18 protein-coding genes are annotated in these 20049 nt (G+C 69.4%); 8 read left to right on the forward strand and 10 right to left on the reverse strand.

Annotated features, from left to right (window positions below):
- Positions 1-173 precede the first annotated feature (173 nt).
- From CHC08_RS27900 to CHC08_RS27920, 5 genes are all read right to left on the reverse strand, one after another.
- On the reverse strand, positions 174-1046 hold the full coding sequence (locus tag CHC08_RS27900) for a diacylglycerol/lipid kinase family protein (RefSeq protein ID WP_089210349.1): 873 nt from the start codon (positions 1044-1046) through the stop codon (positions 174-176).
- 224 nt (positions 1047-1270) lie between these two features.
- A complete protein-coding gene (locus CHC08_RS27905; RefSeq protein ID WP_089210350.1) occupies positions 1271-1777 on the reverse strand; it encodes a hypothetical protein in 507 nt (168 codons plus the stop codon).
- Positions 1778-1838: 61 nt separating this feature from the next.
- Positions 1839-2732, reverse strand: coding sequence for an LLM class F420-dependent oxidoreductase (locus CHC08_RS27910; protein WP_089210351.1), 894 nt, complete (start codon positions 2730-2732; stop codon positions 1839-1841).
- A 41-nt stretch (positions 2733-2773) separates the two neighbouring features.
- Complete coding sequence (locus CHC08_RS27915; RefSeq protein WP_179282244.1) at positions 2774-3331, reverse strand: NADPH-dependent FMN reductase; 558 nt, start codon at positions 3329-3331, stop codon at positions 2774-2776.
- 423 nt (positions 3332-3754) lie between these two features.
- On the reverse strand, positions 3755-4024 hold the full coding sequence (locus CHC08_RS27920) for a mycothiol-dependent nitroreductase Rv2466c family protein (RefSeq protein ID WP_089210353.1): 270 nt from the start codon (positions 4022-4024) through the stop codon (positions 3755-3757).
- A gap of 657 nt (positions 4025-4681) precedes the next feature.
- Between CHC08_RS27920 and CHC08_RS27925 the strand changes: the two genes are divergently transcribed.
- Positions 4682-5734 carry a LacI family DNA-binding transcriptional regulator gene (locus CHC08_RS27925; protein WP_089210354.1) on the forward strand — a complete coding sequence of 351 codons (1053 nt, stop codon included), beginning with the start codon at positions 4682-4684 and terminating at the stop codon, positions 5732-5734.
- A gap of 541 nt (positions 5735-6275) precedes the next feature.
- Positions 6276-7307 carry a slipin family protein gene (locus CHC08_RS27930; RefSeq protein WP_089210355.1) on the forward strand — a complete coding sequence of 344 codons (1032 nt, stop codon included), beginning with the start codon at positions 6276-6278 and terminating at the stop codon, positions 7305-7307.
- A gap of 19 nt (positions 7308-7326) precedes the next feature.
- Here CHC08_RS27930 and CHC08_RS27935 read toward each other — a convergent pair whose 3' ends face one another.
- Together CHC08_RS27935 and CHC08_RS27940 are read right to left on the reverse strand one after the other, a co-directional pair.
- Positions 7327-8463 (reverse strand): anhydro-N-acetylmuramic acid kinase, encoded by a 1137-nt coding sequence (locus CHC08_RS27935; RefSeq protein ID WP_089210356.1) that lies wholly within the window; start codon positions 8461-8463, stop codon positions 7327-7329.
- A 121-nt stretch (positions 8464-8584) separates the two neighbouring features.
- Complete coding sequence (locus CHC08_RS27940; RefSeq protein ID WP_089210357.1) at positions 8585-10171, reverse strand: glycoside hydrolase family 10-like protein; 1587 nt, start codon at positions 10169-10171, stop codon at positions 8585-8587.
- A gap of 201 nt (positions 10172-10372) precedes the next feature.
- Between CHC08_RS27940 and CHC08_RS27945 the strand changes: the two genes are divergently transcribed.
- Positions 10373-11857: a glycoside hydrolase family 3 protein gene (locus tag CHC08_RS27945; protein WP_089210358.1), complete on the forward strand. Its 1485-nt coding sequence runs from the start codon at positions 10373-10375 to the stop codon at positions 11855-11857.
- 26 nt (positions 11858-11883) lie between these two features.
- Positions 11884-12816: a MurR/RpiR family transcriptional regulator gene (locus tag CHC08_RS27950; RefSeq protein WP_089210359.1), complete on the forward strand. Its 933-nt coding sequence runs from the start codon at positions 11884-11886 to the stop codon at positions 12814-12816.
- Between the two features lie 368 nt (positions 12817-13184).
- On the opposite strand, the gene CHC08_RS27955 is transcribed toward CHC08_RS27950, so the two are convergent.
- Positions 13185-13481 (reverse strand): hypothetical protein, encoded by a 297-nt coding sequence (locus CHC08_RS27955; RefSeq protein WP_089210360.1) that lies wholly within the window; start codon positions 13479-13481, stop codon positions 13185-13187.
- Positions 13482-13744: 263 nt separating this feature from the next.
- On the opposite strand from CHC08_RS27955, the gene CHC08_RS48560 reads away from it, so the two are divergent.
- Positions 13745-13924, forward strand: a complete 180-nt coding sequence (locus tag CHC08_RS48560) for a hypothetical protein (RefSeq protein ID WP_143653371.1) — start codon at positions 13745-13747, stop codon at positions 13922-13924.
- A 103-nt stretch (positions 13925-14027) separates the two neighbouring features.
- On the opposite strand, the gene CHC08_RS27965 is transcribed toward CHC08_RS48560, so the two are convergent.
- Positions 14028-14894, reverse strand: a complete 867-nt coding sequence (locus CHC08_RS27965; RefSeq protein WP_476718285.1) for an aldo/keto reductase family oxidoreductase — start codon at positions 14892-14894, stop codon at positions 14028-14030.
- Positions 14895-15033: 139 nt separating this feature from the next.
- Here CHC08_RS27965 and CHC08_RS27970 point away from each other — a divergent pair, with 139 nt between their 5' ends.
- Positions 15034-15477: a winged helix-turn-helix transcriptional regulator gene (locus CHC08_RS27970; RefSeq protein ID WP_089210363.1), complete on the forward strand. Its 444-nt coding sequence runs from the start codon at positions 15034-15036 to the stop codon at positions 15475-15477.
- 337 nt (positions 15478-15814) lie between these two features.
- A complete protein-coding gene (locus tag CHC08_RS27975) occupies positions 15815-16261 on the forward strand; it encodes a GNAT family N-acetyltransferase (RefSeq protein WP_089210364.1) in 447 nt (148 codons plus the stop codon).
- A 209-nt stretch (positions 16262-16470) separates the two neighbouring features.
- On the opposite strand, the gene CHC08_RS27980 is transcribed toward CHC08_RS27975, so the two are convergent.
- A complete protein-coding gene (locus tag CHC08_RS27980; protein WP_089210411.1) occupies positions 16471-18744 on the reverse strand; it encodes a M64 family metallopeptidase in 2274 nt (757 codons plus the stop codon).
- Between the two features lie 334 nt (positions 18745-19078).
- On the opposite strand from CHC08_RS27980, the gene CHC08_RS27985 reads away from it, so the two are divergent.
- Positions 19079-20032: a LysR family transcriptional regulator gene (locus CHC08_RS27985; protein WP_218825514.1), complete on the forward strand. Its 954-nt coding sequence runs from the start codon at positions 19079-19081 to the stop codon at positions 20030-20032.
- Positions 20033-20049 lie beyond the last annotated feature (17 nt).

Consider the following 20049-nt stretch of genomic DNA (forward strand, 5'->3'; position numbering starts at 1 on the left):
TTCGCCTGGATGAGCACGTTCTCGACGAGAATGATTCGTCGGGTGGCACTGGTCGCCACGGACATACGTACGGCTGCGCCCCTCCCATCACACCCCGTTCATCGCTTGGCGGTGTTCGTAGCGGATGCGCATTTGCCAGGAATTCTCAGCCGACGGATTCCCGGCGCGGGACCCTAGGTGAACATCCGCCAGGCGGCGGGCTTGACCGTCCAGCGGCGCCGGGCCGTACGGCCGATCAGCTCGCCGTCGGCGTTCACCGGCACGGGCTCGCCCTCCACGGCCACCTCGCGCCCGCGGTCGGTGATCACCCTCCGCAGCTCGGGGTGGCTCCCCCGGCGCAGTCGCAGCGCGTAGGCGAGCCGGTCCAGCGGCCCGGTGGTCAGCGCGACGACGACGTCCACCATGCCGTCGTCGGGCCTGGCCCCGGGGGTCAGCGGGGTGCCGCCGCCGATGGTGACGCCGTTGCCGACACCGAGCATGAGCACCGGGCTCTCCCCGGCCACCTGCCGGCCGTCCACCGTCACGCGCAGCCTCCAGCCGGGGCTCCGCACGCCCGCGAGCAGCCCGCCCACCATGTAGGCGAGCCGGCCGAGCCTGGGCTTGAGCGGCTTGGCCTGCTCGGACGCCTCCGCGCCCACGCCGAGGTGCACCACGTTGACGACGATTCCGCCCTCGTCGTCGACGAGGAGGTCCAGGGGGTGGGGCCGTCCGGCGAGCACGATGCGGGCCGCCACCTGGGGGTCCAGCGGAATGCCGAGCCCCCGGGCGAAGTCGTTGCCGGTGCCCAGCGGAACGAGGCCCACCGTCCGGGCATCCAGCTCGCCGCGCCGATGCAGGGTGGCGACCACCACGTGGAGCGAGCCGTCGCCGCCCAGCACGACCACATCCCGGCCGGGGTGGGCGTCGAGCATCTCGTCCAGGTCCTTCTCCCCGGCGGGCGCCTCGACCAGGTCGGCGCCGCCACGCAACGTCTCGATGACGGCGGCTCTGACGTCGTCGTCCGCGCTCCCCGCTTCCGCGTTGTAGATCGCCAGCAACTCGGCCATGTCGCTCCTCCACGTGGTCGTCTCCCCGTTCCCTGCCCACGGGAGTGACGATCACGCGAACTCGACGACGATCGCGCGAACTCAACCCGGCCCGCGCGTTCGACCCGGGCTCCCGCGAACTCAACCCGGGCTCACGCACGTTCGGCCCGGACCACGCGGGCTCGGCCCGGAACCGCGTGCGCTCAGCTCGGAACCGTGCGCGCCCGGCCCAGGGTCGTGCGCGCTCAGCCCAGCCGCCACCAGCGCCAGCCCAGCCAGAGACCCGACGCGACGCCCAGCAGCGCGGCCAGGGCGTACACCACGACGGTGCTCGTGTCCGAGAGGTAGCCGTTGCCCGCGACGAGGATGGCCATGAGCACCGCGCTCAGCAGGCCCACCCCCGCGCCCGCGGCGAGGCCGATCCCGGAGGACGCCAGAACGCGCACGGCGGTGCTCCTGCGTCTGCGAACCGGCGTCATGACCGGAAGGAGCCGCTCGATGACAAGCGCGGGATCGTCGTCGACCTGGCCGGCGGCGAGCTGGACGGCCACCTCGCCCCGCTTCGGCTCGCTCAGGTAGATCCACTGACGTCTGTCAAGGAAAATCGTCGCGCCGCCCGCTCCGGGAAAGCTCAGCCAGAGGAACGGCGCCCCCTCGGGAAACTTCTTGAGCCGGTGCCGGACGACCGGGGCGCGGAGGTCGAGCGCCGCCTCCAGGATTCGCAGCGCCTTCTCCTGGTCTGCGTTACCCACGATGACCTCCCCCTTCCCCTCTCACCTTCGTACGGCATGACGGGTCGTCCTCGGAGTCGCCCTACTTCCCCGGGCGTACGTCCAGGGCGGCCGCGAGCTCCGTCAGCTGGGCGACGCCTCCGCGCAGATCCGGCGGGAGCGGCTGAAGGGCGACGTGATCCGCCCCGGCGTCGAGATGCGCGCGAACCCGGGTGGCGACGGTGTCGGCGTCTCCCCATGCGACGATCGCGTCCACCAGCCGGTCGCTGCCGCCGTCGGCGAAGTCCTCGTCCGCGTAGCCGAGGTGGCGCAGGTTGTTGACGTAGTTTCCCAGGGTCAGGTAGATCGCCATGTGCGCGCGGGCGATCTTCCTGGCCGTGGCCGGGTCGCTCTCCAGGACCACGGCCTGCTCGGGCGCGAGGATCCGGCCGGGGCCGAGGATCTCGCGGGCGAGCACGGTGTGCTCCGGCGGCACGAAGTAGGGATGGGCGCCATCGGACTTGTCCCGGGCGAGCTCCAGCATCCGCGGCCGCAACGCGGCGAGCAGCCTGGGCGTGGGCGGGTCGGGAGAGAAAGGCAGATCGCGCGCGGCGACGTCCATCGTGTCGAGATAGGCGCTCATCGCGGCGAGAGGGCGCGTGTAGTCGTGTCCGCGCTGGGTGACCATGGGGGCGTGACTGACCCCGACGCCCAGGGCGAACCGCCCCGGGTAGGCCTCGCCGTACGCCGCCGCCCCGGTCGCCATGGCGGTCGCGTCCCGCACCCAGATGTTGGCGATGCCGCTGCCGACGGCGATGGTTCTGGTGGCCGCGAGCAGGATTCCGGCGGTGCTGAACGCCTCCCGGCTTCCCGGCGCCTCACCGAACCACAGCGCGCCGTACCCGAGCTCCTCGATCTCCACCGCGGCCTGTCGTACGGCTTGCACGGGAGCCCGCCCGAACAGGGGATGCCACACACCGATACGGCCGATGCCCATCGCCGCCTCCGATCCAACTCGACTGAACTACCCGATTCAGTTTAGTGATCGTGAAAAAGGGCACTGCCCCCGGCCCTGGCGAGTGACGGCGAACACACCTCGTCCAGCACCTTGCGGAGCCGTCCGCGGAACTCCTTGTCGGCGAGCTGGCCGGTGGCGTCGAACCGGCTGCGGGCCGAGGAGACCGCCAGGTCCGCGCCGTGCACGACCGCGCCCGCCGCGCCGAGCGACCTGCGCAACTGGGTCTGCGTCCACATCGCCTCGTGAATACGCAGGCAGGCGGTCACGACTCCCACGGGCTTGCCCAGCAGGACCGCGCCGGCACGCGGGGACGAGAGCCAGTCGAGCGCATGGCTCAGCTGGACCGGCAGCGTGCTGTGCGCCGGCGCCGTGATCAGCATGCCGTGCGCCTCCGAAACCGCGCGGCACAGCGCGTCCACCGGCTGCGGCAGCTCACCGTCCGAGACGGGCGGTATCTGATCCAGCCCGTCCCAGATCTCGAAGTCCACCGTCGCGGGCAGCTCCCACGACGACGCCTCCAGCAGTCTCCAGACGTACGCCCCACGACGAAGGCTGCCCGCGATCCCGATGATCTTCATCCCCGACCCCATCCCTGTCGCGACGTCGCGACGCTACGTGCGGGGGAGATCTCAATGCTTCGGTCACTCGACCGCGGTCGGCAGCACGAGAGTCCCCCAACTCGCCGACAGAAACCGCTGTACGGCACCGTCGTGATCCATCTGGGAGGCCCGCCCGCCGTATCGCCGGAGCCGCTGGAGTCGCCCTGCTCTCGAAGTCCGAGACAGTGGGGACTCCTTCGCCGGTCACCACTGCTACACCGGTGTTGTTGGGCCTCACAATCCATCACATTAAGGACTTGCCCTCAGAAAAAGGTCACGAACATGAACCCCGAGTACCGATCACCCATAAACCAGTGATTTATCGGTCAAAGCCCACGGAGACCGCAGGTCAGGCGCCTACCTCCCCCCATGATCAACCCTCAGAAGATCCAAGGAGCCGTCTCAGAAGGTCTGGGGAACCGCCCGGTCGGTGACCCGCTTGATCTCGAAGAACGCCTCCTCCGTGGCGAACATCCTGAACGCGTCCCACAGCAGGCCCGCCCGCCCCCCGGTCGCGATCTCGCTGATGATCGGGCCGAACTGGCCCGCGTGCCCGTTCACCGAGATCGCCGGGACACCGATCAGCGTCTGTCTCCGCTCCCCCGCCGGCACCAGGTCGTGCGAGGCCCGGATCGCGTCGTCCCAGGACGCCTCGGTTCTCGCGGAGATCACCTTTTTGGAATGAGGCCTCAAATACGCCTGAGGTCAAGTACCGGATGACGCGGAACGCCTACCCCGGCGGGCGTGCCAGAGATCGCCAACGGAGCGCCGCCTCCCTACGCCTCGACGGGAATGGGTTGGAGAGCGCTCTCCAACATCGAACCATTTCCCTGCGGGCCGATCCGCGCCAAGGCCTCACATCTCACACCGAGGCCTGCTACGCAGCCAAACAAAACGGATAAAACCCATCAAAAGGTATTTCCTTACGGGGCTCCACCGGCACCGCTCAGGACAAGAAGCGGCTCCGGAAGAAAAAATGGAGAGCGCTCTCCAGAAAAGCGTGAGGACCACCCTCCACCGGATCCGGCGCGGACACGCGGGCTCGCGGCCACCTCAATCCGGTATCGAGCCCTCCCGGATCCCTGGGCGGAGATGACGTCAGAGGCCGTTCCCGCCCCTCGGCCGGGAACGGCGTCAAGAGGCCCCTCCCCGTGGTCGGGCTCTCCTCCCGGAGAGAGGCGCGACACCCCGGGTGGCCTGGCATCACGACCGGCGAGCGACGCGGGAGCCCTCACCGCTCTCGCCGGGGACTCCGCGAGTGACGCTCCCCCTGAGTACGGCCGTCAACCTGGATGGAGAGCGCTCTCCCACTATGCTATAAAAGCTCTCATGAGCGAAGACCTCCCGTCGATACCGAGCTCGTCCACCTTGGAGGACGTGGCCCGGGTGGCGGGAGTGTCCCGTGCGACCGTCTCTCGCGTGATCAATGGAATTCGCAACGTCGATCCCGATATCCAGGAGAAGGTCCGCCAGGCCATCTCCGTCACCGGATACGCCCCGAACCGGGCGGCGCGTTCCCTCGTCACCCGGCGCACCGGCTCGATCGCCCTGGTCGTCTCCGGGGCGGGCGACGAAGGCGAGGAGGACCCCTTTCCGAACCGGGTCTTCGGCGACCCGTTCTTCGGCCGGGTGGCCAGCGGCGTCCTCGGCTTCCTGCGCCCCCTCGGCATGCATCCGGTCCTGATGCTGGCCGAGACCGCCGCGGCCCGGGAACAGGTGATCTCCTACCTCCGGCAGGGCAACGCCGACGGCGCGCTCCTCGTCTCCAGCCACGCCGCGGACCCCCTGCCGAAACTGCTCGTCGACGCCGGGCTGCCCGCCGTCCTCTTCGCCAGACCGCCCAGGCCGATCCCCATCAGCTACGTCGACGTCGCGCACCGGGCGGGAGGGACGCTGGCCGCCGACCACCTCGTCGCCCGCGGTTGCCGGCGCGTCGCGACCATCACGGGCCCGCTCGACGTTCCGGCCAGCCAGGACCGGCTGGCGGGATTCCAGGAGACGATGGCCAGGCACGGCCACCCCTACATCCCCATCGTCGAGGGCGACTTCAGCCACGACAGCGGCGAGACCGCGATGCAGCGGCTGATGGCCGAGCACCCGGACGTGGACGGCGTCTTCATCGCCAACGACCTGATGGCGCAGGGCGCCCTCCTCGTCCTGCGCGACCACGGCCGGCGGATACCCGACGACGTCGCCGTGGTCGGCTTCGACGACAGCAGCGCCGCCCTCGCCTGCCGCCCCCAGCTGACCACGGTCCGCCAGCCCATGGAGGACATGGCCGCGGAGATGACCCGCCTGCTGCTCTCCCACGTCGAGGAGCCGGAGCGCCGGGTGACCTCGGTCATCTTCGAACCCACCCTGGTGATCCGGCAGTCGGCCTGACGAGGCCTTCCGAAGGCCTTTCCGGTCGAAGAACCTTTTCAGCCCGGAGGCGCCGAACGCGCGACCGCCGACTTCCCGGCGGCGCTGGATGTTTCCACCGAGGGTGACCGCTCCCCCTGCCCGCCCACGTTCTCCTTGCCCACCGCCACCGTAACCGTTGCCTCGCTTCGCGATTTTAAGAATATTAGGGATGCAGATAACGGGCACCTTCCCTCACCTGCGGATATGTCGATCCGAGCTACGATGGAAGTGTCCGGATGGGCGAAACCGGCAAGATCATGCCCACCGGACGGACACCCCCGGGGAGGTGTGTCGTGCCCAGTGACCACGAACGCGAGGCGTTGCACGAGATCCGACGCCGCCCGCCGGTCGAGGACCCGCGTGGAGGCCCGGGCACCGCGACACCCGCTCCGTCACCCCGCGACCATCCGGCCCGTCCCCCACGCGTGGTGCCGGCGGAATCCGGTTCCCGATTGAGAAGACCCTCGGGGTGCCGAGTGCGCCGAGCCCACGGAACCGAGGATGGACATCGGAGGGTGCAATGATCACCTATGCGCTGGTCGTGATCCTGACGCTGATCGCGATGTTGCTCGGGGCGGGCGTTCGGGTCGTCCAGCAGTTCGAGCGGGGCGTCGTCTTCCGCTTCGGGCAGGTGCGCAACGAGCTCCGCGGCCCCGGGCTCGCCCTGATCGTGCCGGTCATCGACCGCATGCAGAAGGTCAACCTGCAGATCGTCACCATGCCGGTGCCCGTCCAGGACGCCATCACCCGTGACAACGTGACGGTCCGCGTCGATGCCGTCATCTACTTCCGGGTCGTCGACCCGGTACGCGTGATCGTCAACGTCCAGGACTACGAGTCCGCCATTCGCCAGGTCGCGCTGGCCTCGCTGCGTTCGATCATCGGCAAGAGCGAGCTGGACGACCTGCTCTCCAACCGGGAACGGCTCAACCAGGGCCTGGAGCTGATGATCGACAGCCCCGCCGTGGGCTGGGGCGTGCACATCGACCGCGTCGAGATCAAGGACGTGTCACTTCCCGAGTCGATGAAACGGTCCATGTCACGGCAGGCCGAAGCCGAACGTGAACGGCGTTCCCGCGTCATCACCGCCGAGGGTGAGCTGCAGGCCTCCGAGAAGCTGGCCCAGGCCGCCGAGACCATGACCGCCCATCCCGCCGCGCTGCAACTGCGCCTGCTCCAGACCGTCGTCGAGGTCGCCGCCGAGAAGAACTCCACCCTCGTGCTGCCCTTCCCCGTCGAGCTGCTCCGCTTCCTGGAACGAGCGACGCCCCCCGAGATCGCGACCTCCTCCGAGGACGCGGCACTCCCCGAGTCCGACCAGCTCACCGAAACCGCGGCACCCGCCGAGATCGACCGGTCTGACGAGGCAGCGGCGCTCCCCGAGATCGACCAGCCCGGCGAGACGGCGGCGCTGCCCGAGGCCGAACCGGCCGCCTCGCGCTCCATCCCCGCGCCATCCGCGGATCTGCCGATATCGCCGCCCGACCAGCGCCTCCCAGACCCGCACGTCCTCGACCGGACCGCGGCCGGCGACGCGCACGCCGAACGGTAGGTCAAACGCCGGCCCCGCCTCATCTCCCCACGAAGATGAGGCGGGCCGGCGCGTCCTGGAGGGCCGGGGGCAGCGTCAGCGGGCCCCGGCCAGGGGTGATCGTGCCGAGTATGCGCGGTCCTGACGCGCCCGTACAGCCGGCAACCGTGGCGGGCAGCCCGTGGGCCGTCAGCCAGCCGAAGAGCGAGAAGGCGATCGCCTCCTTGGCGTCGGCGGGAACACCGAGCTCGTCGCTCGGCAGGATCCGCGCCTCCGGGGCCCGCTTGCACAGCATGTCGATCAGGACCGGATTCCGCACCCCGCCTCCCGAGACCACCACGGTCTCGAGCCGGTGCCTGCGGATCTCCATGGCCACGGTCTCGGCGGTGAGCGCGGTCAGCGTCGCCAGCAGATCGGGCAGGGCCAGTCCGTACGGCGAGGCCGTCCTGGCCAGGTAGCCCGGGTGGAACAGCTCCTTTCCGGTGGTCTTCGGCGGGAGCTCGCGATAGTACGGCTCGGCCAGCAGATCGCGCAGCAACCCTTCGTGGATCTCCCCCGCCGCGGCGAGACGGCCGTTCTCGTCAAAGGATCCTCCCGTGGCGGCGGACACCGCCGCGTCCATCAACGCCGACGCCGGACCGGTGTCGTAGGCGATCCCGAGATCCCGCACGGTCAGGTTCGCGATCCCGCCCAGGTTGAGCGCGCCGCTCGCGCCGGGCAGCCCGGCCAGGAGCAGGAGGTCGAAATAGGAGACCAGCGGCGCGCCCTGACCTCCCGCGCTCACGTCCCGTACGCGCAGGTCCGAGACCACGGGTGCGCCGGTCCTCTCAGCGATCCAGGCGGGCTGGCCGAGCTGCAGGGTGCCCCGTACCCGGCCGTTCTCCACCCAGTGGAACAGCGTCTGCCCGTGCGAGCACACAAGATCGACCGGGCCGCACTGCTCGGCGGCGTCGGCGAACGCCTGGCCTATCAGGGTGTCGAGCCGGCAGACCTCGGCCATGTCGGTCGGGTTCGGTGGCAGCGCGGCGAGGATCCGCTCGCGCAGTTCCCGCTCGTACGGCCGCGTGCCGGTGTGCTCGACGACCCCCGTGAGCGCACCGTCGGCCATCGACCAGTCCACGGTCGCGCTGTCGATCCCGTCATGGGACGTCCCCGACATCAGCCCAAGCACCCGCACGCTCTGTCCTTCCCCGATTTCCTCAACGCCTCCGAATTCTTAACAGATCACCGCGCGAGCGCTGCAGGGGGGTACGGCTCCCACCGGGCGGGAGCCGTACGAGACGTTCAACCGGAGGTCGTCACCGCGCGTGGCGCCCGATGCTCGGCGGGCTCTGGCGCCCTGGCCGGTCCACGGCGATCACGTAGTAGTAGGCCCCCTTGGCGCCCGCGGGATCCACCCACCGTACGTGACGGTCGGCGGGAACGACCGCGACCAGGTGCCGGGCGTCGGTGAAGTCCGCCGGTCTGGCGCGCCGGTCGAGCCGGAAGATCGCGTACTGGAACGGAAGCTCCTTGCCGGTGGCCAGGACGCGCAGCTCGATGCCTCCGTCCACCCGGCGCGCCCGCAGGAGCACCGGGCGGAGCGGGGCCCGGCCCTTGGCGAGCCTGGGCAGCAACGGGCTCAGCGCGGGGCGGGTGTAGTGATCGGCCACGACGGCGCTGATCGACCCGAGCCGGTCATCGCGCACGTCGCCGGAGTTGTACCAGATGTCGCCGCCGACCTGCGGGTGATCCCGGTTGAGGCTCAGGTGCCTGGTGAGCTGGTCGGGCTGGAACCACTCGACGGGCTGCCCCGCGACCCCCGCCTTGTAGGCCGCCTGACCGATCCAGAGCTGCGTGCCGGTGCCCGCCGCCACCTCGGACCACCAGGGGACCAGTTTGGCGTAGTCGGCGTTGGACTGGCCGATGTACCAGTAGAGCTGCGGCGCGATGTAGTCCAGCCAGCCCTTCTTGACCCAGCCCCGGGTGTCGGCGTGCAGGTTGTCGTAGGACTGGCCGCCGCTCGTCTCCGAGCCGAGGGGGTCGGTGGCCTTGTTGCGCCAGATGCCGGACGGGCTGATGCCCCAGGCGATCTCCGGCTTGGCCCGCCGTACGCGCCGCTGCATCTCCCGCACGAGCAGGTCCACGTTGTCGCGCCGCCAGGCCGCGAGGTCGGGGAATCCCCCGCCGTGCTCGGCGTATGCGGCGCTGTCGTCGAAGTCCGGGGTGTTGACCGGGTAGAAGTAGTCGTCGAAGTGCAGGCCGTCGATGTCGTATCTGGTGACCGCGTCCATCATCGCGTCCTGCACGAACGCGCGGACCTCGGGCATGCCCGGGTTGTAGTACAGCTTGCCGCCGTAGGCGACGATCCAGTCGGGGTGCCTGCGGCCCGGATGGTCGGGATGCAGCTTCGCGGGATCGGCCTGCATGGACACGCGGTAGGGGTTGAACCACGCATGGAAGGCCAGACCCCGCCGGTGCGTCTCCCCGACCATGAACGCCAGCGGGTCGTAGCCGGGATCCTGGCCCTGGACGCCGGTCAGATACTGCGACCAGGGTTCGTACGGCGAGGGCCAGAAGGCGTCGGCGGTCGGCCGGACCTGGACGAACACGGCGTTCAGCCCGCGGGCCCGCGCCAGGTCCAGCCAAGCGAGATACTCGGCCTTCTGCTGGTCCGCGGTCAGCCCCGTCCTGGACGGCCAGTTGATGTTGACGACCGAGGCGATCCACATTCCGCGCATCTGCCGCAGCGGCTGCACGTACTCGGCCGGAGCGGAGGCGGGGAAGGTGGTGCCGGCGGTCGAGGCGGAGGCGGGGGTCGAGGCGAGGACGGGCAGGGACGCTGTGGTCGCCGCGGCGGCGAGGGTGAGGCCGCGCAGGACGGTGCGCCGGTCGGGTGAGCTCATGCGGACTCCAAGGAGGTGTTCAGCTCCTGGCGGTTCCGGCCATGAGGCCGCGGGCCAGGCGCCGTTGGACGAACACGAAGCTGATCACGGAGGTCTCGATCGCGACAATGACAGAAAGCTACTTTCAAAGCAATTATGATGAAATAAATTGTCATTGATGTGTGACCTGATCCGAGACGCTTCCAGCGAGAAGGTGGCCGTATGCCCCATAGCAGCCCCGACCTGGCCCGGCTGGCCATGACCGTGCTCCAGCCAGGCTTCGATGGCACCGTACCCCCCGGCTGGCTGCTCCGGGCCCTCTCCGAAGGCCTCGGCGGGACCGTTCTGTTCGCACGCAACCTCACCGGCCCCGCGCAGACGGCCGAACTCGTCGCCCGGCTGCGCGAGGAGAATCCGGCCGTGGTGGTCGCGGCGGACGAGGAGGGCGGGTCGGTCACCCGGCTGCAGGCCTCGACGGGCAGTTTCTGGCCGGGCAACCGGGCGCTCGGCGTGGTCGACGACGTGGAACGCACCAAGCGGATCTCCCGGGAGATCGGCCGGCTCCTCGCCGCGGCCGACATCACCCTGGACTACGCCCCCGTGGCCGACGTCAACGCCAACCCGGCCAATCCGGTGATCGGCATCCGCTCCTTCGGCCCCGACCCCGAGCTCGTCTCCCGGCAGACAGCCGCCTGGGTCACCGGGCTGCAGGGCGCGGGGGTGGCCGCCTGCGCCAAGCACTTCCCCGGCCACGGCGACACCGTCACCGACTCCCACCACGCGCTGCCGACCGTGCACGCCTCCCTCGATCTTCTCCGGGAGCGTGACCTGCCGCCCTTCCGCGCCGCGGTGAACGCCGGGGTCCAGGCCGTGATGTGCGGCCACCTGCTGGTGCCCGCACTCGATCCCGACAATCCCGCCACGCTGAGCAGGAAGATCATGACCGGTCTGCTCCGCGAGGAGCTGGGCTTCGAGGGCATGCTGGTCACCGACGCCATCGAGATGGGCGCCGTCGCCGCCCTCCACCCGCCCGGGGAGATCGCGGTCCGCGCGCTGGTCGCGGGCGCGGACGCGATCTGCGCCGGCATCACCTCCCCCGACGGGGAGACCGTCCGGGAACTGCGCGACGCGATCGTGGAGGCCGTACACGACGGAAGACTGGCCGAGGACCGGCTGGCCGAGGCGGCGGCTCGGGTGCTCGCCCTGGCCGGCTGGTACGGCGCGAACGCCGCCACGCGAAAAGCAGACTCCGGCGGGGAGGGCGACGACGTCGGCCTGGAGGTGGCCCTCGCGGCCATGCGCGTGGTCGTCGCCGACGGTCACGGACCCTGCCTCTCACGGCCGCCGCTGGTCGTGGACATCGCCCCGCGGCTGAGCCGGGCGGTCGATCCCGACACCCTGACCGGCGTGGCCGGAGCCCTGGCCGAGCTGTTGCCGGGCACCACCGCGTGCACCGTCACCCCCGAGACGGCGGAGTTTCCCGACCTCGGCGATCACGAGCGCCCGCTCGTGCTGGTGGCGCACGACGCTCAGCGCCGGCCGTGGGTCCGGGATCTTCTGGCCCAGGCCGTACGGCTGCGCCCCGACGCCATCGTGGTCGAGACCGGGCTTCCCGGCGAGCCCACTGGAGCCGTATACGTCACAACAAATGGCATTTCCAGGGCATCAGCCCGTGCCGTTGCCCAATGGCTGACCAAGGGCCAATAAGGTAACCCCCGACACGAAAGGCACGCATGAACGACCACGACGGCCCCACCCCCGGAAACCTGGTCGCGACGGTAAGGGCTGTCCTACCCTCGCTCACCCCCGCCGCCCAGGGCATCGCCCGTCTGATCCTGAACGACCCCGGCATGGTGGCTCGCAGCACCATCACCGAGTTCAGCGCGGTCTCCGGGACGAGCGAGGCCACGATCGTGCGCACCGCCAGGGCACTGGGCTTCGCCGGTTACTCCCAGCTGCGCTTCGCCCTGGCCGCCGTGGTGGCCAGGGATGAGCCCGAACGGCTGGTCCCCGGCGATCTGGGGCCCGACGACCCGCTCACCGACGTGATCGCGAAGGTGACCCGAGCCGAGTCCGAGGCGCTGGCCGACACCGCGGCGCAGCTCAACCCCGACCGGCTGGGCGCCGTGGTGGAGGCCATGGCCGCCGCCCGCAAGGTAGACGTCTACGGCGTCGGCGCCTCCGGCCTCGTCGCGGTCGACATGGCACAGAAACTGATGCGGATCGGCCTGTCCAGCCACGCCTTCACCGACGCCCACCTCGCGCTCACCAGCGCCGCGCTGGTACGGCCAGGCGACGTCACGGTGGGGGTGAGCTGCACCGGCGAGACCCCCGACGTGCTCGGACCGATGCGCCTCGCGGGCAAGGCCGGAGCCACCACCGTGGCCATCACCAACAACCCCCGCTCCTCCCTGGCCGAACTCGCCGACCACGTCCTCGTCTCCGCCGGCCGGGAAACGGCCTTCCGGCCGGGCGCGCTGGCCAGCCGCATCAGCCAGCTCCTGATCGTCGACTGCATCTTCGTCGGCATCGCCCAGCGCACCTTCGCCACCTCCGACGCGGCCTTACGGGCCACCCGAGACGCCCTCGACGAATTCCTGACGGACACCCGCCGCCGCAACAAGGTCACCCAGAACCATGACCGCGCGGAGCCCCGCACAGGCTGACCACCGATGGCGGCTCCCCTCTCACCGGCCATAACCTCCGCCGTGTCCTGGCATTTTTCCCATCGGACTTCTAATCCGCAGTCTGTTCCTCGTCATCAGCTGGAGGGGAGATTAGGCCGTGCCACTCGCGTGCCAGTAAGGCCGGGGAACAGGGGGGAATCACGGGTAATCGGAGCCCTCCCTCGCAGGTCAGCCCTTCCCCAGTTCAGAGGTCAAGCTCGTTAGAGACTTCCCAAGCTGAAAGCGCGGGTTCGATTCCGGTCACCTGCTCCAAGCGCGAAGGCCCATGTCAGCACATGGTCCTAAATCAGGCTTTCATTGTTTCTGGAGCCGTTTCGAGCTTCCGCGCGACTGCATCGACATCAAGATCAAAAGCGCGACACGGTAAGAGTCCAACGCTTACCAACAGCAGCCAGCAGGGTCACGCCACCCGCCGCGATCAGCACGATCGCCGGAATCCTCACCAGGTTTCGTACGTCCTCGCAGGAGTCCATCTGCTCCAACTGTCTAGCGTACGAGAGGGAGTCCGTTTCGTCCTCGGACAGCGAGATTCCTTTGAACGCCGAGCCGCATCGCTCCCCTTGCTCGGTGACAGGAAGTATGCCAGCGAGAACCCCCGAACCGATCAGCAGGAAAGCAACAAACGCGATCGCCTTCGCAGACATGCACAGCCCTCACTACGCTAGGTCCGATCCATGAAAGGATCATCCCATGTCGCTATAAGGCTCAGTAAGTGTTGGTCACCTTCAGCGGGTCGAGCACGTACGGCGTACGTGCCGGTCGCCCCGGCCCGCACCGGAGAACCACGTGTCGATGCCGCCTGAAAACTGACCCTGAGGGGGAGGACAACCGCCGGGCGGTCGCGGCCGCAGCGCTCTACACCGCCCGGCAACGCGGTTACCTCGCCGGCGCGGCAACCGTCCCGGGCATGCGCAACCGTGGCTGCCAGAGCGCCCTGATCCAACAGCGCCTCCACGACGCCGCCGATACTTCCCCGTACGTGGTCGTCACGACCGCGTTCGGGTCGCCGAGCCAAGCCAACCTGCAACGCCTCGGATTCACGATCACCCACACCCGAACTCTCTGGCGACCACTGCAACACGACTGAGTCACCCACCATTGCCTTCCTCACTCACCGACCCGGCAACCCTGTAGTCTCGCCCAGCCAGATCGAACCGTCCGGACCCGTTTAGGTGAGTGCGGAGGCCTCGTCAGTGGCCGATCTTGTCCAGCTCGGCACGGTCCTCGTCGGAGAGCGAGAGTGCCGCGCCGGCGATGTTCTCGCGCAGGTGCGCCGCGGACGAGGTGCCGGGGATCAGCAGGATGTTCGGCGACCGCCGCAGTAGCCAGGCCAGGGCGACGGACACCGGAGTCGCGTCCAACCGGGCGGCCACGGCCGAGAGCGCCGAGGACTGCAGTGGGCTGAAGCCGCCGAGCGGGAAGTAGGGCACGTAGGCGATGCCCTGTTCGGCGAGCCTGTCGATCAGTTCGTCGTCCTGGCGGTACGCGAGGTTGTACATGTTCTGCACGCACACGATCGGCGCGATCGCCTGTGCCTCGGCGACCTGTTCCGCCGTCGCGTTGCTCACTCCGAGGTGCCGGATCAGGCCCTGTCGCTGGAGTTCGACGAGCGTCTCGAACGGTTCGGCGAGCGAGCCGGGTTGGGGTCCATCGGCGTTGCCGAGCCGGAGGTTGACCAGGTCGAGCACCTCGAGGCCGAGGTTCTCAAGGTTGTCGTAGACGGCCCGGCGCAGGTTTTCCGGCTCTCGGGCCGGGGGCCAGCCGCCCTGCTGATCGCGGGTCGCGCCGGCCTTGGTCACGATGTGCAGCGATTCGGGGTACGGGTGCAGCGCTTCACGGATCAGCTGGTTGGTGACATGTGGCCCGTAGGCGTCACTGGTGTCGATGTGGGTGATGCCGAGGTCGACGACCTCGGCGAGGACGGCGAGTGCGCCGTCGTGGTCGGCGGGCGGCCCCATGACCCAGGGGCCGGCGAGCTGCATGGCGCCGTAGCCGAACCGGGTGACGTTCAGGTCGCCCAGCGTCCAGGTGCCGCCGGGAAGGGAAGTGGAGGGCATGCTCATACCTCTGGTTTTCGTTTTGAGCCAGGCGGTGCTGGTGCCTAACGGATGCCTGCTTCACTATGGAGGGGTAACTTCCTGACGGGAAGTAGGCACTTCCGAGTTCGTAAGGCACCCACGGGTGAAGGAGCGGTCGATGGCAACGATGACGGCGGCCCAGAAGAGGTCACAGGCCAAGGCGGAATACGACGCCTTCCTAGCGGGATGTCCCAGCCGCAAGCTGCTCGACCGGCTCTCCGACAAGTGGGTCACGTTGGTCCTGGCCGCGCTGGGCAGCGACGGCTCGCATCGGTTCGGCGCCGACTGCGCCGGTAAGCCCCGGTCGATGCGCTACTCGGAGTTGTCCCGCCTGCTGGCCGGCGTCAGTCAGAAGATGCTCACTCAGACGCTGCGCTCCTTGGAGCGCGACGGTCTGATCACCCGCACCGCGACGCCGACCGTGCCCGTCACGGTCTCCTACGAGCTGACCGACCTCGGTCTCTCGCTGCACCAGATGATGCGCGGCCTCAAGACCTGGGCCGAGACGCACATGGACGATGTGCTCGCCAACCGTGCGACGTACGACACCCGCGACGCCTGAACCGCATCCCGCGATTCCCCGGAAACGGTTCCATCACCAGACCTGTCACGGCGTTCCCGGGGCCGCCTGCGGATCGGTGGAGGAGGCCGCTGCTGTTCGACGCATCGGCCCGGATCGCATCGCCGGCCGGTGGAGGGCCCGCGTTCCCGGCGCCGTGGAACACGGCCCTCCGAGTGGTCCCCCGTTTTCGCGGGACAGTGGCCGTACTGCGGAAGGCCACTTGTCCCTAGGGTGAGGGCGCCCGATCCTGCCGTCCCCGACCCGCGGGACACCTCGGGAGGCAGCCGGGATCGACCTCGCGCGGACCTTCGGCCCGCGTGACCCAGAAGGAGATCACATGATCGTTGTCCGCGAGCTCCTCCCGTCCGACAGGGCGGTCTGGGAAGACCTGTTCCGCGCGTACATCGACTTCTACCGGCGCGTCGAGCCGGCGGAGATGTACGACAGGGCGTGGGAGGAATTCCGGGCGGACACGCGACTGCACGCCCTCGGGGCGAGCCTGGACGGCAGGCTCGTCGGCATCACGCATTTCCTCGTCCACGCCAGCACCTCGGCGCCCGACACCGACGTCTGTTACCTGCAGGACCTGTTCACCGCTCCGGACGTGCGGGGCAGGGGTGTGGCCCGCGCGTTGATCGAGGCCGTGACCGACCGGGCCCGGGCGCGGGGCTGTGGCCGTGTGTACTGGAACACCCACGAATCGAACAGCACGGCACGGCGCCTGTACGACAAGGTGGCCGAGAACCGCGGCTTCATCAGGTACCAGATCGAGCTGTCGCGTTAGTCTCCGCCCGGCCGGACCGGCGCGACGTTCGGCGTCTTCGATGTCCTGTGGTCGTCTGAGGATTTCAGACATTCCGCAGAGGTTCACATGGCGTTCGGGGCCAACGGTACGAACCCTCACCCTTGATGCGGACAACCGGGCGGGGCGGGGTGCCCTCACCTCATTGTGAGGGCACCCCGCCCGTTCCTGCCGGTCGTGCGACGTCCTTCTCAGCGGCCGGCGGGCAGCACCGCCTCGTAGGACTTGGCCCGGGCCTTGGGCTGCGGGTCGTCGACCAGGCCGGCGCACTGGCCGGCGCCGGTGACGGTGTTGGACACGCCGGCGTCGGAGGGCTGGGCCGTGTTGCCGGCGCAGAACAGGGAGCCGCGGATGCGGGTACCCGTCACGACGAGGGCCTCCGTGCCGGTGGTACCGCTCAGCATGATCGCGCCACCGATGTCCGCGCCGGCGATGACCAGCCGGCCGGTGGTGCCGGAGATGGCGACCGCCCCTTCGACGCGCGCCTTGAGCAGGTGCACCTCGGCGGCGCCGGACGCGGTGAGCGCTCCGGAGATCCTGCCGCCGTCGACCACCAGGGACGCGCCGCGGCTTACCGTCACCGTGCCGCTGACCTCCGCGTTGTTCAGGCAGGTGACACCGGAGCGGACGGAGATCGCGCCCTTCTTGGGGCCGGTGATCGTGGTGGTGCAGGCCGGCGGCGCCGCGAGGGTCGTCACCGTGAAGCTCTTCGCGGCGCCGTAGTTGCCGCTGGCGTCGATGGAGCGGTACTCGACGGTGTGCCTGCCGCGAGGCAGCACGCCGTACGTGAGGCTGTCGATGGTGGTGCCGGTCTCGCTGAACTGCCACGGCAGGTCGGCGGAGGTCGGCCAGCCGAAGTAGTTGAACCAGCCGTCACCGTCCACCCGCGACTCGCTGACGACGTATCCGGGCTCCTCGGCGTGACCGGTGAGCTTCATGGTGAAGGGGCTGTTGTAGACGTAGGCCTCACCCGAGCTGACCAGCGGCTCGGAGAGCTCGTAGCCGGTGGTGGGCGGGCCGTCCACGGTCCAGGTGAGTGTCTGGCCGCCGGAGGTGGCGGTGACGGTGTGGCTGCCCGGCGTGAGGCCGACGGCGCCCAGGTCCAGGTCCTCGTCGCTCTCGTCGAGCCGCTTGCCGTCCAGCGCCCAGGTGACGGTGGGGATGGCGTCGTCGGAGTGGGGGGTCTCGACGTAGACGACCTCCTCGCGTCCCACCCCGCGGTTGTTCGGCGTGGAGGAGAGGAAACCGGAGCCGACCGTTCCCGGAACGGTGGTCACGCTCGTGTCCACCGTCCACGTGCGGGTCGCGACGAGGTTGGCGGCGCGGATGTCCGGGGCCCGTACGAACTCGGTCGGGTCGGTCACGGTCGCGGTCACCGTGTGCTTGCCCGGCGACAGGTTCAGCGTGCGCAGGTCGATCTCGGTGCCCTGGCCGGACAGCGCGGTGCCGTCCACCTGCCAGGTGGTCGTCAGGGAATGACTGTTGGGGTGCAGCGGTTCGACCCAGAGCACCCGGTCGGCGCCGACCGGCGACGTGGTGGGAGTGCTGCCCTGGACGAGGCTGACCTTGGCGGAGATCTTCTGGGTCATGATCTCGCGGCTGACCTGGTCGTAGTAGTAGCCCAGCGTCTTCATGATCGAGTGCTGGCTGGGCCGCCAGATGCCGCTGCTCGTGTACATGCCGCCCTCGTAGCGGCCGATGGTGCCGCCGGCCTCACTCGGCTCGCCGAGCCAGCGCCACCACTTCTTCTTCTGGTCCTTCATCTGCTGTTCGGTCAGCAGCGTGTGGTGCGCGGAGCTGGGCTCGCCGCCGGTGTAGGCGCCGCCGTCCACGCCGCGGCTGTAGTAGGGATATTCGTCCTGCAGGCTGCCGAGGGAGTGGCCGATCTCGTGCGGGGCGATCAGGGCCGACATCGAGTTGTGGCCGGAGGCGGTGGCGTAGGCGCCGCCCGCCCCGCCGTACGTGCCGCTGTTGGCCAGCGCCACGATCTGCCGGTTCCCGCTGGAGGTGCCCGGCACCATGTTGGCGTACTTGTTGGCGGCCGAGTTGCTCATGGTGATCAGCCGCTGCACGCTGGTGGGGTTGCAGTTGCCCCAGAAGCCCATGCTCAGCGGGGTGTTCTTCTTCCCGTCGGCCAGGTCCGCGTCGCAGCCGACCCCGGACTCGCCGGAGACGATGTCCACCCGGTAGACGTTGAAGTAGTTCCGGTAGGACTTGTACGGCTCGATCGACCAGAGCACGTTGAGCTGCAGGGTGGTGTCGGCGGCGAACGCGGACTGCTCGTTCTCGGTGTAGCCGTCGCCCATGATGATCAGGTTGAACCGGCCGGCCGGGTCGCCGGTGACCTGGAGCGGCACCACGGTGGCGCTGCCGGGTTCGGCGGCGGCACTGGCATGGGCCGCGGGCACTGTCAGGAAGACGGCTGCCAGGGAGGCGGCTGCCAAGGCCACGAGGGGCCTGGTCATGCGCATGAAGGGAACCTCCGGAAAAAATGTCGAGGGAGTGCCTGCACTATCGAGGCTCCGCTCTCTCAGCGCACATCCCATATAGCCATAACTCCGGATTTATGGATCGCTCGAGGGACGTGCCGCGACCGTCCTGCCCACGGTGTTGACGTGGCCGAGCGAAGCGATGATCGTACGATCGGCGAAGGCGGATCCGGAGGAGTGACGGGTCGCGGACGCGGAAGGTCCCTCCGGTCGCCCTGACGCGACCTCCAGCATGTGTGAACTGCGAAATATCCCGCCAATCCCAAGGGGGTATAGTTCCCGCGTTATAGGGGTGAAAGGAGGGGCTGCAGTGCAGCTTGAGCTCCGCCATCTGCGGGTGATCTGTGCCATCGCCGACGCCGGGAGCCTCAGCAGGGCGGCCACCACCATCGGCGTGTCGCAGCCCGCTCTCACCGCCCAGTTGCAGCGGGTCGAGGGGACGCTCGGCGGGCAGCTCTTCCGGCGTGGCCGCCTCGGCGTCACCCCGACCCCCTTCGGCCAGTTCATGCTGACCCGGGCGAGGTCGATCCTGCTCGCGGTGGACGAGTTGATCACGGGCACCGGCGCCCACGAGAGCCGGCCGGACGTCGCACGTATCGGCGGATACGTGACGCCCATGCTGTCCGGCCTGCTCAGCCGGCTCTTCAAGGTCCTCGACATGCCGATCACCGTGCACACCGAGTACTCCCCGCGGCTCCTCCTCGACCTGCTGGCCTCCCGCCGGCTGGACGCGGCGACCCTCGTCGACTACCCGGGGAACGAACTGCCCGTCGTCCCCTCGGTCGGCATGCACCTGGTGGCCACCGAGCCGGTCTTCGTTCTTCTGAGCAGCTCGCACCCGCTCGCGGAAGAGGAGGAGGTACGGCTGGCCGACCTCGCCGACGACGACTGGGTGATCTCGCCGCCGGACGGCGTCGGCTGGCCGGAGTGCGTCTACTCCGCCTGCCGGGACGCGGGCTTCTCTCCCCGGGTCCCGCACAGCATGACCGAGCAGGCGATGATCCGGCAGCTGGTCGCCGGTGGGCACGCCGTCGCCCCCTGCCAGGCCACGGTGCAGGACGGCCCCGGAGTCGTGGTGCGCCCGCTGGCCGGGACCCCACTGTGGCTGCGGCACCTGGTGGCTTGGCGCCGCAGCGGCCCGCTCGCCGATCGTGCGCGGGAGCTGACCGAGTTCGCCGCGGAGGCGCACCACGAGGCCATCGGCGAACGACCGCATTACACGGCGTGGCTCGCCCGCAACGGAGGCGTCACGACCCCGCGATAGGCCACCCGGCAGGGTCG

It is taken from the genome of Streptosporangium subroseum, from assembly GCF_900188345.1.
In the GTDB taxonomy this organism is placed as follows: Bacteria; Actinomycetota; Actinomycetes; order Streptosporangiales; family Streptosporangiaceae; genus Streptosporangium; species Streptosporangium subroseum.

Excerpts from the sequence above, each read along its gene's own strand:
- CHC08_RS27900 (WP_089210349.1), bottom strand. The coding sequence starts at position 1,046 with ATGGCCGAGTTGCTGGCGATCTACAACGCGGAAGCGGGGAGCGCGGAC.
- CHC08_RS27910 (WP_089210351.1), bottom strand. The coding sequence starts at position 2,732 with ATGGGCATCGGCCGTATCGGTGTGTGGCATCCCCTGTTCGGGCGGGCT.
- CHC08_RS27915 (WP_179282244.1), bottom strand. The coding sequence starts at position 3,331 with ATGAAGATCATCGGGATCGCGGGCAGCCTTCGTCGTGGGGCGTACGTC.
- CHC08_RS27925 (WP_089210354.1), top strand. The coding sequence starts at position 4,682 with ATGAGCGAAGACCTCCCGTCGATACCGAGCTCGTCCACCTTGGAGGAC.
- CHC08_RS27930 (WP_089210355.1), top strand. The coding sequence starts at position 6,276 with ATGATCACCTATGCGCTGGTCGTGATCCTGACGCTGATCGCGATGTTG.
- CHC08_RS27940 (WP_089210357.1), bottom strand. The coding sequence starts at position 10,171 with ATGAGCTCACCCGACCGGCGCACCGTCCTGCGCGGCCTCACCCTCGCC.
- CHC08_RS27945 (WP_089210358.1), top strand. The coding sequence starts at position 10,373 with ATGCCCCATAGCAGCCCCGACCTGGCCCGGCTGGCCATGACCGTGCTC.
- CHC08_RS27950 (WP_089210359.1), top strand. The coding sequence starts at position 11,884 with ATGAACGACCACGACGGCCCCACCCCCGGAAACCTGGTCGCGACGGTA.
- CHC08_RS27955 (WP_089210360.1), bottom strand. The coding sequence starts at position 13,481 with ATGTCTGCGAAGGCGATCGCGTTTGTTGCTTTCCTGCTGATCGGTTCG.
- CHC08_RS48560 (WP_143653371.1), top strand. The coding sequence starts at position 13,745 with ATGCGCAACCGTGGCTGCCAGAGCGCCCTGATCCAACAGCGCCTCCAC.
- CHC08_RS27965 (WP_476718285.1), bottom strand. The coding sequence starts at position 14,894 with ATGCCCTCCACTTCCCTTCCCGGCGGCACCTGGACGCTGGGCGACCTG.
- CHC08_RS27970 (WP_089210363.1), top strand. The coding sequence starts at position 15,034 with ATGGCAACGATGACGGCGGCCCAGAAGAGGTCACAGGCCAAGGCGGAA.
- CHC08_RS27975 (WP_089210364.1), top strand. The coding sequence starts at position 15,815 with ATGATCGTTGTCCGCGAGCTCCTCCCGTCCGACAGGGCGGTCTGGGAA.
- CHC08_RS27980 (WP_089210411.1), bottom strand. The coding sequence starts at position 18,744 with ATGACCAGGCCCCTCGTGGCCTTGGCAGCCGCCTCCCTGGCAGCCGTC.